We start from the raw sequence: 13031 nt of genomic DNA, 5'->3' as shown, positions 1-13031 counted from the left end.
GGCCCCACCGCACGTCACGCCGCCCCGCGTAAGGCTTCGATCAACTTCTCCCGAAAAATCCCTGGCCAAGCCCGGATCGCAACACGCCGCCCGGTCCTCCCCGGCCAGGGCGCTCACGGGCTGTAGTCATGGGTCGCCATGGACGTGTTCGGCAAATGCCACGCCTTCCGGGACGACAAGGCCGTCGAGGCCCTGGGCGTCTACCCCTTCTACAAGGCGATCTCGGAGCGGCCCGCGCCCAACGAGATCGTGTGCGGCGGCCGGCGGGTCCTGATGGCGGGATCCAACGACTATCTGGCGCTCGCCACCGACCCCCGTCCGGCCGCCGCCGCGACCGAGGCGCTGCGCAGGCACGGCACCGGCAACTCCGGCTCCCGCATGGCCAACGGCACCCTGGCGCTGCACGAGGAGCTGGAAGGGCGGCTCGCCGAGTTCCTGGGCCACGAGGCGGCCATGGTCACCTCCACCGGGTACCAGGCCAACCTCGCCCTCGCCCCCCTGTTCGGCCCGGACGACGTGCTGCTGGCCGACCGCGCGATGCACGCGTCGTTCGTGGACGCCGTCCGGCTCGGCAGATCCCGGCTGCTGCGGTTCCGCCACAACGACATGGAGCACCTCGGCCGGCTGCTGAACGAGACCTCCCCGGACTCCGGACGGCTCATCGCCACCGAAGGCATGTTCTCCACCAGCGGCGACCTGTGCGACCTGCCCGGCATCGGCAAGCTCGCCGGCCGGCACGGCGCCCGCGTCGTCCTCGACGGCGCCCACGACATCGGCCTGCTCGGCGAGAACGGCCGTGGCGCCGCCGAGTACTACGGCATGCCCTCGGCCGTCGACCTGCACACCCTGACCTTCTCCAAGTGCTTCGGCACCATCGGCGGCGCCGTGGCCGGACCCGAGGAGGTCATCCGTTACCTGCGGCACCACGCCCGCGCGGCGGTGTACACGGCCTCGCTACCGGCCGGTGACACCGCCGCCGCGCTCGCCGCGCTCGACATCATCCGCACCGAACCCGAACGCCGCCGCCGCGTCCTGGCCACCGGCGAACGCCTCGGCGCCGGGCTGGACACGCTCGGCTTCACCACCACCCGCGCCGGGACGCCCACCATTCCCGTCCACGTCGGCGAGACCCTCCGGTGCTTCCGTTTCTGGACGGAGCTGTTCCACGAGGGCGTCTTCACCAACGCGATGGTGCCCCCGGGCGTCCCGGAAGGCCGGGCACTGATCCGCGTCAGCGTCACCGCCACCCACACCCCGGCCCAGGTCGACCGCATCCTGGAGGCGTTCGCGACGGCTGGCCGCCGCCTCCGGCTGATCGACTGACCGCGGCGTGCCGGTCAGCCCGCCTTCCGCTAGACGAACTGTTCACCATCGACTCGTAGAAGAACGAGGCGAAGTCCGCCCCGTGGCGGGAGGATCTTGACCTCGGGATAGCCCGCCACGGGCGAAGTCGTGATCGACGTGGCGGCCATCCAAACTTTGATGCTGGAAACGGAGATCCGAACGGGGCGAGTACGCCGACCGTGTGACCGTCCCCGCGAACCCGCCCGCATCCCGGACACCGTCGGCTTCACAACGACCGCCGCACTGGCCAATGACGGCGCCGCGGCGATGCAACCTCTTCGAGGCCGCCGACATCCGCCCCGGACAACGGGTCTTGGTCGTCGGAGCGACAGGCGGAATGGGCGCCCTTCTCATCGAACTGGCCCGGAACGCGGGCGCCCGCGTCATAGGAGCCGCCCGCACCACCCGCAAACCGGCCCGCCGAGGCATGACCCTGCGCACCGTCCAAGATTTCCAGCAGGAGCCGAGCCGACGCCCTCAACTCGTCGCCAAGGGCATCGCCGGTAACCTCTGATCGGCCAGTCCTTCCCACTGGACCACGCCGCCGAGGCCCACACCGCCATCGAATCCCGGCAGGTGACGGGCGAAACCCTCCTCATCTCCCGAACATCGACACGGCCGGGATAACCTGGTCCGCATTGCAGATCTCGCAACGTACGGACGGGACACATGGCGGACCAGGTTCCCTGCCCTTGCCTTTGGGCGCCGAACGGACGCGCTCCGGCGATCCAGCGCGTCTGCTTCACCCGTCCGGAGTAGCGGATGGCCGCCGGTTTCGTGGTGACCGGGGGCGGCCGGGGAATCGGCCGCGCCATCGCCGAACGCCTGCTGGCCGACGGGGGCCACGTCGTGGTGATCGACCTGTCAGCCGACTGGACTCGTGACCATCCAGCGGCCGACCGTCTCAAGGCGGTCACCGGGAGCGCCGCAGCGGAAACGGTGACCGAACAGGCCGCCGACCTGGCCGAAGCCGCCGCCCCGCTCAGGGGCTGGGTGAACAACGCCGCCGTTTTCCCGCCCGCGTCCCTGGAACTCCCGGCGGCACGAGAACTTCTCGACAGCGTCCAACGCAACGTCGCCCCGACCGTGACCGGCTGTGTAACGGCGATCCGCCGTTTCCTTTCCGCGGGCACAGGCGGAGCGATCGTCAACGTCTCGTCCCACCAGGCACAGCGCCCGGTCCGCGGCTCCGTTTCCTACGCGACGGCAAAGGCCGCGATCGAAGGACTGACCCGAGCATTGGCAGTCGACTACGGCCCGCAAGGAATCCGCACGAACGCCGTGGCCCTGGGTTCCATCGCGACCGAACGCTACGAGACGTACCTGCGAGAACTGGAACCGGCGACCGCGGCGCGCATCGTGGAGGAAATGCGGTCGCTCCACCCCTTGGGCCGAGTGGGCCGCCCGGAAGAGGTGGCGGCCACGGTCGCCCATCTGCTCTCCGATGACGCCGACTTCATCAACGGCGCGATAATCCCGGTCGACGGAGGCCGCTCCGCCCAAGGCCAAGACCCCGAAGCGGCAAAGTAACGTACTTCCGGGCCTGGCCATCAGCGCACAGCACCGTAACGAAGCCCGTTCACGAAAAGGGCGAGCAGGCGTTCGGCCTGAGCCGAGCCGTCCGGTGCATCTTGTGCGTCGTACTCACCGTACGCGACGGAGAAATTGCCCACCTACGCGACCATGTCAACCTCCTGGCCGCCGCAGCCGCCAAAGCCAGCGACCTATGACGTCACCGTCGGCCGCTTCCACGCGACGGTTGTAGGGCGGACGAGCACGTTCTAGATTCGCTTGAGGATCGATCAGCGGCCCGGCTGCCCGCCCACTCGCCTCCAGGAGGGCCGAACCGTGTCCGACGTACCTGCCATCCGTTCGGGCCCCCGCGCGCGGAGTCACGCCGAGGTGCAGCAGCGCGCCGCCATCATCGCCAACGTCCTGCAGGCGATGGGCGTCCGCCCCGGCGACCGCATCGTCACCGTGATGCGCAACGACATCGCGTTCGTCGAGGCCCACCTCGGAGGCCAGTTGGCGGGGGCGCTGCCGGTGCCCTGCAATTGGCACTGGTCCGGCGACGACCTGCGCCACCTGCTCGTCGACAGCGCGGCCAAGGTCGTGTTCGTCCACACCGACCTGCTGGGCCCGGTCGAGGCCGTGCTGCCCCCGGACGCGCGGATCATCGAGGTCGAGGTGCCGCCGGAGGTCGCCGAGGCGTACGCGCTCGGCGCCGCGCGGACCGCCGCGTCCGGCCGCCACCCCATGCTGGAGACGCTGATCGCCCAGACCGAGCCGATCGCCGAACCCGCCGAGCGGCAGCTCATCGGGATGGTCTACACCTCGGGCACCACGGGCACGCCCAAAGGCATCCTGCGCGATGCCACGACGCCCGAGAAGACCATGCAAGGGGCCATGACCATTCTCAAGCACTTCGGCCTCGAACCCGGCATGCGCACGCTCATCCCCGCGCCGCTGTACCACACCGCCCCGTACGCGCACGCCACCGTGGCCCTGGCGACCGGCTGCGATCTCACCGTCATGCCCCGCTTCGACCCGGAAGAGCTGCTGCGGACGGTCGAGACCGGACGGATCGACCACATCCAGATGGTGCCGACCATGTTCGTCCGCCTGCTCAAGCTGCCCGAGGAGGTGCGGAACCGATACGACGTCTCCAGCCTCAAGGCCGTCGTGCACGCCGCCGCCCCGTGCCCGCCGGACGTCAAGAAGGCGATGATCGACTGGTGGGGCCCGATCATCCTGGAGTACTACGGCGGCAGCGAGACGGGCATCGTCACCGCCTGTGACAGCGAGCAGTACCTCGCCCACCTCGGAACGGTCGGGAAGGCGATCGAGGGCGCGGACGTCCGGATCCTCGACGCCGACGACCGGCCGCTGCCGCCCGGAGAGGTCGGGGAGGTCTACCTCAAACCACCGCCGTTCTGGCCGGACTTCACCTACATGGGCGCCGACGACAAGCGCCGCGCCATGGAACGGGACGGCTACGTCAGCGTCGGCGACATGGGCTACCTGGACGAGGACGGCTACCTCTACCTGACCGACCGGCGCAACCACATGGTGATCTCCGGCGGGGTCAACATCTATCCCGCCGAGATCGAGAACTGCCTGATCGGAATGCCGGGCGTGACCGACGTCGCGGTCTTCGGCATCCCCGACGAGGAGTACGGCGAGGCCCTGGCCTGCCATCTGGTCGCCGACGACGGCATCACCGAGGACACGGTCAAGGCCCACGTCCGCGAATCCCTCGCCGGCTACAAGGTCCCCCGAGTGGTCGTCTTCGAAAGGGAACTCCCCCGCGAAGACTCGGGCAAGCTCTTCAAACGCCTCCTACGAGACCCCTACTGGCAGAACACAGGCCGCACCATCTAAAAAACGGTTCCCGAGCGACCCACTTCTTTTCAGGAGTCCTCCCACCACGGCTTGACGTCCTTCTCTGGGACGAAGTCGCGGAAATCCATGTTGCCGATCTCCAGATTGCACGCCATCAATCCGACCATGCCGCAAGGAAGGACCGCCGGCTGCCCCGGGGTGTCCCACAGATCGACGACGGTCAGCGGCCGGCCCGGCTCGGCGAAGGTCCTGGCGTCGGCGAGCGCGACCAGCGTGGGGACCTGCCCCGGCCGGAGGTCCTCGAAGGCCCGGTCGTCGACGACCAACGCCGTCAGCGGAAAGCGCTGGACGTCGATCTCGTCCAGGTCCATGTTCCTGCCGACCCAGCCCTCCTCGTCGTCGAAGGAGGTACGGACCAGCAGCGGGCCGGCCGGGGAGGGCAGTGAGGGGAAGGTCCACCGCGACGGCGTGGTGGTCGCGAGGAAGGCCGGTCGGCCTCCGTCCCCCTGATAGATCCCGGTCACGTCCATGTCGCCCACCAGATGGTCGAACGTGAGCGCGCCGTCCAGCAACGCGCCCAACACCTCACCGAGCCGGGCCGACGGAACCCGGACGCCGCGCCCGAGTATCTGCGCCAAATCCACCAGCAAGGGGGCGTCCCCGCCATAGACCACCGGAATGTCGGCCAAGAGGACCATCAACGGTGCAGGTGAGCCGGGCGGCACAAGCGCCGGCACGTGCCCCCCGAGCAGGCCGTGCCATCCGTGCCCTTCGAGCACACGAAGCCGCACCCTGCCGCCCTCAACGTGAAGCACATCCCCTTCTCGGCGCCCCTCGATCTCGCCAAGCAGCCTTCCCCACAGCGCCGTGCGGTCCTCATAGCACGTACAAACCAACAACACTTCGCCGGGCGCGGGCTTAGGAAGCTCGGGAAAGGACATGGCTCTCCTTCAAGGGCCGCTGCGGCGATTCCCAATCATGATGATGGCCACAGAGGGACATTCCGCGAGCCGGTCGATCACGTCGTCCAGCACCGCGGGACGCATCTCCGCGCGGTCTCGCACGCACCACATGAACGCGATGTGCGTGTACGCGCTGGCGTCAAGTCTCGACCCGGCACAACCGTGAACGGGGCACATCCGGAACAAGAGCGGCAACCTCGACCAGCCGCACACCACCGGCCCAGAACGCCTATGGCGCGAAAGCGCCCGCCTGGTCAAACCTCCCCACCGCCAAAGCGGCCCCAGCAGGTAGCAATGTCGATGACCTCGACAAGCTTCTGGCCCTACTGGACGGGATCAGCGCCCCCTCATCCGGCCAAGGCAGCCACACGCCGGAACGCGGAGGCAGAACCCCACGCGGTTCGTCACCGAGGAGGCGCCCTCGTCGGCTCCCCCGCCAGCACCGAACCGTGCCCGCACACAGCGTTCGACGTTTGGCTCATGCACCTCCGGCTCGAGGCGGCACCCGTCCGGATCAGGGGAGGCGTCCAGCGGCTGCACGCGAGCGGTGTCGTCGACCGGATCCGCGTCATCGTGCACGCCGAGGTGGCCGTTCACAGCCGGAAATCGGATCTATACATCGAGTGAGGATGTCGGTTGGCACCCCTCTAGATGATCATGAGAGGGGCCGCTGAGGTCCGGGGACGCAGCGACCTCTCTCCTTCGAGTAGCGCCGTACGGTCTGGCATCTGGGGTCTGGTCACTGGTAGGTCCAGGTTTGACCGGTGCCGCGATACTCCTCCACCGGGATGGGCTGGACACCGGGGCGCATCCGGTCGGTGTAGAGCCGCCCGTACAGGTGGTCGATTTCGTGCCCAACCAGACGGGCCAGGGCGTCGGTGAACACTGTGATGGTGCGGGCGCCGTCCATGGCGGTGTGCTCAACCTCCACGCGGCGGGTCCGGGGGACGAGGCCGCGAACGTCGAAGAACGACAGGCACCCCTCGTACTGCTCGTCGACGTCGCCGTCCTCGGCGACGATGCGTGGGTTGAGCAGAGTTAGCGGTTCTGCGTCATCGCCGGGCGGCTGCACGATCGCGGCCGCGCGCGGGATGCCGATCTGCGGGGCGGCCAGGCCCATGCCCTTGCCGAACACATGGTGCTCACGGACACGTTGCATGGCTGTCAGCAGCGCGTCGATCACCTCTGCGGCCTGGCCGGCTTCGGCGGGTAGGCCGAACGGCTCGGCAACCTGTGTGAGCACCGGGTCTCCTTGCTGGACGATCCCGGCGGCCTTCATTCGGTCACTGGCCAGCCGTAGTTCGGGGGCACGGGCCTGGTCGTCGCGGCCACGGAATCGCCATTCGAGCCGGTAGCGGGCATTCAGCGGCGGGTCAGTGGTCGCCCAGTCGAACACGTCCTGGCCGTCGTCGTGCTGCCGGTGGGTGATCCGGGTCCGGAGCGTGACGGCTTCGGCGGTGGTGGAGGTTTCGGTGCCCCACACGGTTGCCGCCAGCTCTCCGGGGAACACCAGGCGGACCGACAGGTTCAGGGTGGGCAGCCGTACGGCGCGCTGGAACCACTGTCCCCATTGGGCGTCGGAGACGCGGTAGGAGTAGCGGAGGGTGGCGCGCTGTCCCGGATAGAGCGGAAACCGGCCCCGGTCGTTGTCGAAGCACAGCCACACCTCCTTGAAGGAGTCGCGGTCCAGCTTGGGCTGCCAGGTCATCGGCTCACCGTCGCAGGACGCGGAAAGGCCGAGATCATCGAAGGTGAGCGGGTGCCGCCGGTACAGCCGGTTGGATGCCTCCGGGTCACCGGGGTGGCGGTCGACGCTGATGCGGATCAGGTAGCGGGTGACCGGGTCGGGCCCGGTGTTGACAATGGTCCGGGACATCGCCGCGGTGTAGGTGTGGCCGTCGTAGCGCAGTTCGGCGTGGTCGAACTCGACTACCAGCCCGGCCGGCCCCCGCGCGGTCACGGCGCCAGCGGGGGTGGCCGAGGGTGCGGCCTGCCATGCCTGCCACAGGTCACCCCCGGCGGATAGAACCTGCTCGGCCTTGCGTGCGAAGTCGGCCGAGGCGTGATGCCGCCCGGACTCGATGTGCGAGACGTAGGAGGGGTCGAATCCCATCGCCTGGGCCAGCGCGCGTTTGCTCATCCGGCGCCGGGTCCGCCATAAGGCCAGCGCGTCACCGAACGAGGCGGTCTCTCGCGGGGCGGAGGGCTCTCCCGACACGATCGGGCCTTCCGTGAGCGTCGGTGAATTGCATGAATGAATCGTGAATGACCGTTGCGCACGATGGTCTCATCCTCGCCACCCGTAGTCCTCTGAATGCGGAACGGCCGCCCACAAGGCGGCCCGAACCATCCCAGGAGGACCCGGTGACTCGCACCTCATTGGAAACTCTGGACGCTCCCGCGCAGTCAACCGCCCACGGCGCCGGCTACCGGGCAGGGATCGCCTGGGCTACGCCGACGCACGCCCAGCGCATCGCCTACCAGCTCGCCGTGGCCGCCATCAGCGACATCACTTGCTCGCCGCTTCACCGCTTACCGTGGGCGCGTAGGGTTTTGACCCGGCCGCAGGTCCTTGCAGCTGTCCGAGCGCGGATCGGCCCGGTCATCGCGGTGGCCGAGCCCACGCTGCTACTGGTCAAGCGTCCCGGCCAGTTCGCCGTTCCGCCGCATCAGGACGGCAACAACCAGACCTACCGGCTCGACCCCGAGCGCGCAGTTTCGGTGTGGTTCGCCATCAGCGACGCCACAGCCGCCAACGGCTGCCTGCGAGTCGTTCCCGGCTCACACGCCGGCGGGTACCGGCCGCACGTGCGCGGCGCCGACAAGTGCGGCCGCGGCGCCCCTCTCACCCTGGCCGAACCGCCCGCCAATGACGCTCACGAGGCGGTGCCGCTGGCGACCGGGGGCACCCTGGTGATGGGACGTGCGGCTGATCCACCGGTCGGCCCCCAATACCACGCGCTGCACCCGCATGGGGCTCAACGTCTGCTACGTCGCCCCGGACGCGATCCAGTACACCACAGCGGACACCAACCCAGTGCCGCTGTGCCTGGTGGCCGGTACCTGGTCCACCACCCGCTGACCCGCCTCCCGCACTGCCCTGCCCGCCAACCGGAAGGAGACAGAGGGCATGACCACCCGCACGATGTACGAGGCTCCGGAGAAGGCCGTCACCCGGATCAGGGTCCTGATCGGCGAGGACGACGACACCGCCCGCCGCGGCGACAAGCAGCTCGTCGCCTGGTCGGACTGCCGCTACTACTGCCCCGATGAGGCCACCGTCCAGCGGTGCGTGGATGCGATCCGCGAATCCGACGAGCGGCTGCGCGCCCGCCCCGAAGAGATGATGCTCTGGGACTGGCAGTCCACCTACTTCCAGGCCGACCCCGACAACGCCCACGGCGGTGGCACCATCATCCTCGGCGTCGCCTGGTACGACGAGGAGTTCTACGCCGAGCGCAAGGTCGCCTGGTTCGGCCGCATGCACCGCCACGTGTACGCCCAGATCGGCATCCCGCTGGAGAACGTCGAGGTCACCCACTGGCGGCTCGACCCCGACGACGGCACCGTCTGAACTCCGCGCCGCAGGCGTGCCCAAGGGCCCTCCTCAGCGCGGGGAGGGCCCGCCCGCATGCTCGGCCACCAGAGCCCCGCCGCCCGCCCGCGACACCGCACGGGACCGCAGGACGCCGGCCGCCGCCCATGCCAGGGCCGCGACCGCCACCGTGGCAACGCCTCCCACCACGAACCCGGTCGCCGGTAGGGGCGCCGCCAGCATCGGCAGAACAAGTGTTCCGGCCGTCCCAGCGGCACGCAGTACCGTCTGGTCCAGCGTCATCCAGGCCAGCCGCTCGCTGCGCTCGAACTCGGCCAAGTGGGTGCGCAGCCCCACGGCCAGGAACGGGCCGACAGCCCCGGCCAGCAGCGACAGCGCCACAATCCACCCCGCCGATCCCACCACCCCCGTGGCGGCCATCACCACGCCATGCACGATCCACGCCACGCAATACGCGCCCGGGAACACCATCGCTGCGCGCACATTGCCGACCACCATGTTCGTCAGCACCGCACCGGCCCCGGTCGCCGTCGACACGGCTGCGTAGAGAGTCGAGCTGTCGCCGCCGCGCAGCGCCAGCAACGCAGGCAGCACCAGCGCGACACCCAGCAGCATCTGCCCGGCCCCGTGCAGGGCGACCATGCACGCCGTCACCGGGTACGCCGACACCAGCCGCCACGCCCGCGGCCGCCCCAGTGCGGGCGCCATTACGATCGGCTCCCGCCTGCCCGTCGCGGTCGCCGGCGTCTTCGTCTGCCGCCGGGCCAGCAGCGTCAGCACGGCCGCCGACACCCCGAACGTGACCGCGTCCACAACGTAGAGCGTGATTTCGGGCAGTGCCAGGAGCAGCAGCCCGGCCGCGCCCGGGCCGGCGATGCGGGCGATCCGACCCACCAGATCCATCAGCCCGGTGACGGCCTGAACTTCATCGGCGCGTACCAGGTCCGGCACCAGGGCGCCCAAGTTCGGATCGAACAGCGCGCCTAGCACTCCCAGAAGCGCAGCCACGACCAGCAGCGCGGCCAGGCTCGCCCCGTGCACCGCCCACACCACCGGCAGCGCTGCCACCACCAGCATCCGCGCCGCGTCGAGGGCGGCCAGCCGACCGAGCGTCGAGAAGCGGCCGAGCAGACGATGACCGATCATCCCGGCCGCGATGTAGGGGACCGACTCCACAACCGCGACCAGACCCATAAGCGCGGCCGATCCGGTGGTCTCCCACACCAGCCACATCACGACCAGCGCGTACATCCGGTCGCCGAGCACGCTCAGCGTCTGCGCCGCCCACAACAGCAGAATGCGAGGCCGTCGCAACAGCCGCAGATACCCCATAGATGCCCTCCCGGCGTCCTGGCCGACACAGCCCACCAGGGTGCCGCAGCTCCCTCGGCAACTCACCGGAAACACCAAGCCCCACCGTCCGCAGGCGGCCCGGCGGCTCTACCGGACCTTCGACCGGCTGACCAGCCTGACCGACCCCGCCCGCGCCGACCGGCGCAGCCGCCTGCCCCAAGCCCAGGCCGATCGCCTGGCCGCCGCCTGGCACGACCATCACCACCCGCGGGCAGCTGCGGCACTGGAACGGCGACGTTGGGATCGCACCACCGCCGTCCCCGCCTTCGCGCGCCCACCCCGACGCTCCAAACACCTGGCCTCGATCGAGATCACCGCAGGCTGGCACTACAGCGCCACCCTCGCCGTCGCCGCACGCCTAACCGGCGGTCCCATCCCCAGCTCGCGCTCGGGCTGGTCCTGGACACCCCCGGCAAACGCACCGGCCCTAACGCCGTCACCGCCCTGGACGGACTTCGCGCCGCCGGGCCTGCCGATCGGGTTGTTGGCGGTCGATCGCGCCTACACCGACCAGACCGCCACCAACTTCGCCCGTCCCGCCCGCGACCGGGGCTATCAACTTGTCTTGGACTACGAACAGGGACCGCCGCGGCATCCAAGGCAGCGTGCACGGCGCATCCCTCATCGACGGGAACCTGGCCTGCCCCTCACTCCCGCGCCGCTGGCCGAAGCCACCACCGGTCTGGACGACAAAGCCGTCCGTGCACCCAGCGACACCCTGCTCGACTTGATCGCCGCCCGCGAGCCCTTCTACCTCAAGCTCAAACAGCGACCCGACTCACACGGCACGTTTCGGCTGCAATGCCCCGCCGCAACCGGCTGCATCCCAAGAAAACCGCCACGCCCGGCCGCCGGACTTCCATCGATTTGACCGACACCCGGCAACGCGCCCGCACCAAGCGGCCAAACCCACCGTCACGCTGCCCGTCGACGAACTCCGCAACCCGCCACCACCCGAGTCGCTGCCACGAATCTGCAGGCAGCAGACCATCACCGTCCACCCCAGCGACCTGGGCGACCTCCTCAAACTCCACCAGGAACTGCACTACCTGACCGAGCCCTGGACCGGCGCCCTACAAAGCCATCCGAGCACGAACCGAAGGCATTAACGGCAGGCTCAAAAGCCATTTCATCGACCTCGCCGACCCCAAACATCGCCTCGTGCACGGCCAAGCCGCACAAACGATCCTGACCGCCCTGATGGTCATGGTCGCGAACCTGCACATCTCCGCAGCCTGGGAACAAACCCGCCAACCAGCCGAGTCCATCCCCGACACCACCACCCGGCCGTCCACCCCGACGCAAGAAGGCACCCCGCCGTCCCGCCGCGGACGACCACCACCCGTCGGCCGCTGACCCCCGCGCCGACAACCACACGCACCAATCCACACCGCGAGACCGCTACTACCCACCACCGCGGTCGGCCCACCCAACGATGAGATCCCGTTCGATCTCACGATCGAACGGGATCTCGTCAAACAACCTCAGGCCATCTCAAGAAGGACCCTGGGTGGAGCTGAGGGGATTTGAACCCCTGACCCCCTCGATGCGAACTACCGGCAACCCTGCTCCGTCAGGCGTTCCAGCACGTCATGACATGTGCCAACGGCAGCGGACGTCAGCCACAATGTGCCGTCGTTGCTGTACTCCGCTGCTGTACAGCAGGCTCCGCCGACCTGCGACAGCACCCGCCCAATCCGAGGGCAAGCGGACCCAGAGCGCAGGGCCGGCCACGGCCCGAGCACCGGAAGCCGCGCGGCAGCACCTTAACCTCAGCCCGCTCGAACGCGGGCACAGCCTTTGTGTCCGTCGTTCCCGCACTTCCGGCCCAAGGACCGTAAACTCGTCCAAGGGATCCAGTTACAGCAGGTTGCCAGTAGGTTGCCAGCAGGATGAGCCTCGACCGGTGGGAGGGCGACGTGACGGCTGAGCCGCTTGAGAACAATCCGCTCGACCCCGAGGACATTTTGCGTCGGCTCCCGCAAGACGAACGGGAGCGCTTCATCCGGGACTACCGCAGCGCCCTCGACGCCGCCCACGAGCTGTGGCGCTACCAGCAGCTTCAAGACGTCCTGCGCCTCTGGCACCTGCGCGCCACGGCCTACGCCAGCCCCGACTTCGCACAGCGGGCGGAGCAAGCCCGTAGCGGCGATCCGTCCGCCTTCGTGCCGGCAAGCGAGGCAATCCCTGGCTGGGCGGAGCGTACGGACGGCGCTCGTTGAGCTACCGCGTCGAACTACACGCCACAGCCCTCGCCCAGGTTGGCGGGCTGCCAAGCGACGCCTTCGACGCTCTGGTGAGCAGGCTCGCCGACGTCGCGGAACGCCCGTGGGACGCCATGGCGCTCTACAACAGCGAACCCGAGTTCCGCCAAGTCATTTTCGGGACCTACGGTCTGGTCTCCTTCTACGTCGACGAAACCAAGGAGACCATCCGCGTGTTCGACATTACCTGGACGGGCTGATTCTAACTCA

General features: G+C 69.1%; 13 protein-coding genes and 1 pseudogene. 10 read left to right on the top strand and 4 right to left on the bottom strand.

Going from position 1 to position 13031, the window contains the following annotated elements; all coding sequences use genetic code 11:
• Positions 1 to 138: 138 nt before the first annotated feature.
• The 3 genes from QSK21_RS11465 (at position 139) to QSK21_RS11455 (ending at position 2874) form a co-directional block, all read left to right on the top strand.
• A complete protein-coding gene (locus QSK21_RS11465; RefSeq protein WP_285695519.1) occupies positions 139 to 1323 on the top strand; it encodes an aminotransferase class I/II-fold pyridoxal phosphate-dependent enzyme in 1185 nt (394 codons plus the stop codon).
• 358 nt (positions 1324 to 1681) lie between these two features.
• Positions 1682 to 1858, top strand: coding sequence for a hypothetical protein (locus tag QSK21_RS11460; RefSeq protein WP_285695518.1), 177 nt, complete (start codon positions 1682 to 1684; stop codon positions 1856 to 1858).
• Positions 1859 to 2106: 248 nt separating this feature from the next.
• The gene (locus QSK21_RS11455; protein WP_285695517.1) at positions 2107 to 2874 is read left to right on the top strand and encodes an SDR family NAD(P)-dependent oxidoreductase; all 768 of its coding nucleotides are present in this window, start codon (positions 2107 to 2109) and stop codon (positions 2872 to 2874) included.
• A 20-nt stretch (positions 2875 to 2894) separates the two neighbouring features.
• On the opposite strand, the gene QSK21_RS11450 is transcribed toward QSK21_RS11455, so the two are convergent.
• Positions 2895 to 3017, bottom strand: coding sequence for a hypothetical protein (locus tag QSK21_RS11450; protein WP_285695516.1), 123 nt, complete (start codon positions 3015 to 3017; stop codon positions 2895 to 2897).
• Positions 3018 to 3192: 175 nt separating this feature from the next.
• Here QSK21_RS11450 and QSK21_RS11445 point away from each other — a divergent pair, with 175 nt between their 5' ends.
• The gene (locus tag QSK21_RS11445; protein WP_285695515.1) at positions 3193 to 4725 is read left to right on the top strand and encodes an AMP-binding protein; all 1533 of its coding nucleotides are present in this window, start codon (positions 3193 to 3195) and stop codon (positions 4723 to 4725) included.
• A gap of 29 nt (positions 4726 to 4754) precedes the next feature.
• Here the strand turns inward: QSK21_RS11445 and QSK21_RS11440 are convergent, their stop codons facing one another.
• A complete protein-coding gene (locus tag QSK21_RS11440) occupies positions 4755 to 5627 on the bottom strand; it encodes a DUF6924 domain-containing protein (RefSeq protein WP_285695514.1) in 873 nt (290 codons plus the stop codon).
• Between the two features lie 501 nt (positions 5628 to 6128).
• Here QSK21_RS11440 and QSK21_RS11435 point away from each other — a divergent pair.
• A complete protein-coding gene (locus QSK21_RS11435; protein WP_285695513.1) occupies positions 6129 to 6275 on the top strand; it encodes a hypothetical protein in 147 nt (48 codons plus the stop codon).
• Between the two features lie 112 nt (positions 6276 to 6387).
• Here the strand turns inward: QSK21_RS11435 and QSK21_RS11430 are convergent, their stop codons facing one another.
• Positions 6388 to 7866: a peptide deformylase gene (locus QSK21_RS11430; protein ID WP_285695512.1), complete on the bottom strand. Its 1479-nt coding sequence runs from the start codon at positions 7864 to 7866 to the stop codon at positions 6388 to 6390.
• A gap of 47 nt (positions 7867 to 7913) precedes the next feature.
• On the opposite strand from QSK21_RS11430, the pseudogene QSK21_RS36105 reads away from it, so the two are divergent.
• Together QSK21_RS36105 and QSK21_RS11425 are read left to right on the top strand one after the other, a co-directional pair.
• Positions 7914 to 8555 (top strand): annotated as a pseudogene (locus QSK21_RS36105) (phytanoyl-CoA dioxygenase family protein); the annotation flags it as partial.
• 223 nt (positions 8556 to 8778) lie between these two features.
• Complete coding sequence (locus QSK21_RS11425; protein WP_285695511.1) at positions 8779 to 9222, top strand: hypothetical protein; 444 nt, start codon at positions 8779 to 8781, stop codon at positions 9220 to 9222.
• Positions 9223 to 9255: 33 nt separating this feature from the next.
• Here the strand turns inward: QSK21_RS11425 and QSK21_RS11420 are convergent, their stop codons facing one another.
• On the bottom strand, positions 9256 to 10536 hold the full coding sequence (locus tag QSK21_RS11420; RefSeq protein WP_285695510.1) for an MFS transporter: 1281 nt from the start codon (positions 10534 to 10536) through the stop codon (positions 9256 to 9258).
• Between the two features lie 40 nt (positions 10537 to 10576).
• On the opposite strand from QSK21_RS11420, the gene QSK21_RS11415 reads away from it, so the two are divergent.
• From QSK21_RS11415 to QSK21_RS11405, 3 genes are all read left to right on the top strand, one after another.
• Positions 10577 to 11428, top strand: coding sequence for a hypothetical protein (locus QSK21_RS11415; RefSeq protein ID WP_285695509.1), 852 nt, complete (start codon positions 10577 to 10579; stop codon positions 11426 to 11428).
• Between the two features lie 1021 nt (positions 11429 to 12449).
• Positions 12450 to 12779, top strand: a complete 330-nt coding sequence (locus tag QSK21_RS11410; protein ID WP_285695508.1) for a DUF6247 family protein — start codon at positions 12450 to 12452, stop codon at positions 12777 to 12779.
• Positions 12776 to 13021 carry a hypothetical protein gene (locus tag QSK21_RS11405; protein WP_285695507.1) on the top strand — a complete coding sequence of 82 codons (246 nt, stop codon included), beginning with the start codon at positions 12776 to 12778 and terminating at the stop codon, positions 13019 to 13021. Before QSK21_RS11410 ends, QSK21_RS11405 begins: the two co-directional genes overlap by 4 nt.
• The last annotated feature ends 10 nt before the right edge of the window (positions 13022 to 13031 follow it).

The organism is Actinomadura sp. NBRC 104412, assembly GCF_030269515.1.
Lineage (GTDB): Bacteria > Actinomycetota > Actinomycetes > Streptosporangiales > Streptosporangiaceae > Spirillospora.
The sequence above is the reverse complement of the archived record's forward strand: the minus strand, read 5'-3'. Positions and strand labels throughout refer to the sequence as shown.

What these genes read in the sequence shown, in the direction of transcription:
- QSK21_RS11465 (WP_285695519.1), top strand. Translation starts at nt 139, where the DNA reads ATGGACGTGTTCGGCAAATGCCACGCCTTCCGGGACGACAAGGCCGTC.
- QSK21_RS11460 (WP_285695518.1), top strand. Translation starts at nt 1,682, where the DNA reads ATGGGCGCCCTTCTCATCGAACTGGCCCGGAACGCGGGCGCCCGCGTC.
- QSK21_RS11455 (WP_285695517.1), top strand. Translation starts at nt 2,107, where the DNA reads ATGGCCGCCGGTTTCGTGGTGACCGGGGGCGGCCGGGGAATCGGCCGC.
- QSK21_RS11440 (WP_285695514.1), bottom strand. Translation starts at nt 5,627, where the DNA reads ATGTCCTTTCCCGAGCTTCCTAAGCCCGCGCCCGGCGAAGTGTTGTTG.
- QSK21_RS11435 (WP_285695513.1), top strand. Translation starts at nt 6,129, where the DNA reads ATGCACCTCCGGCTCGAGGCGGCACCCGTCCGGATCAGGGGAGGCGTC.
- QSK21_RS11425 (WP_285695511.1), top strand. Translation starts at nt 8,779, where the DNA reads ATGACCACCCGCACGATGTACGAGGCTCCGGAGAAGGCCGTCACCCGG.
- QSK21_RS11420 (WP_285695510.1), bottom strand. Translation starts at nt 10,536, where the DNA reads ATGGGGTATCTGCGGCTGTTGCGACGGCCTCGCATTCTGCTGTTGTGG.
- QSK21_RS11410 (WP_285695508.1), top strand. Translation starts at nt 12,450, where the DNA reads ATGAGCCTCGACCGGTGGGAGGGCGACGTGACGGCTGAGCCGCTTGAG.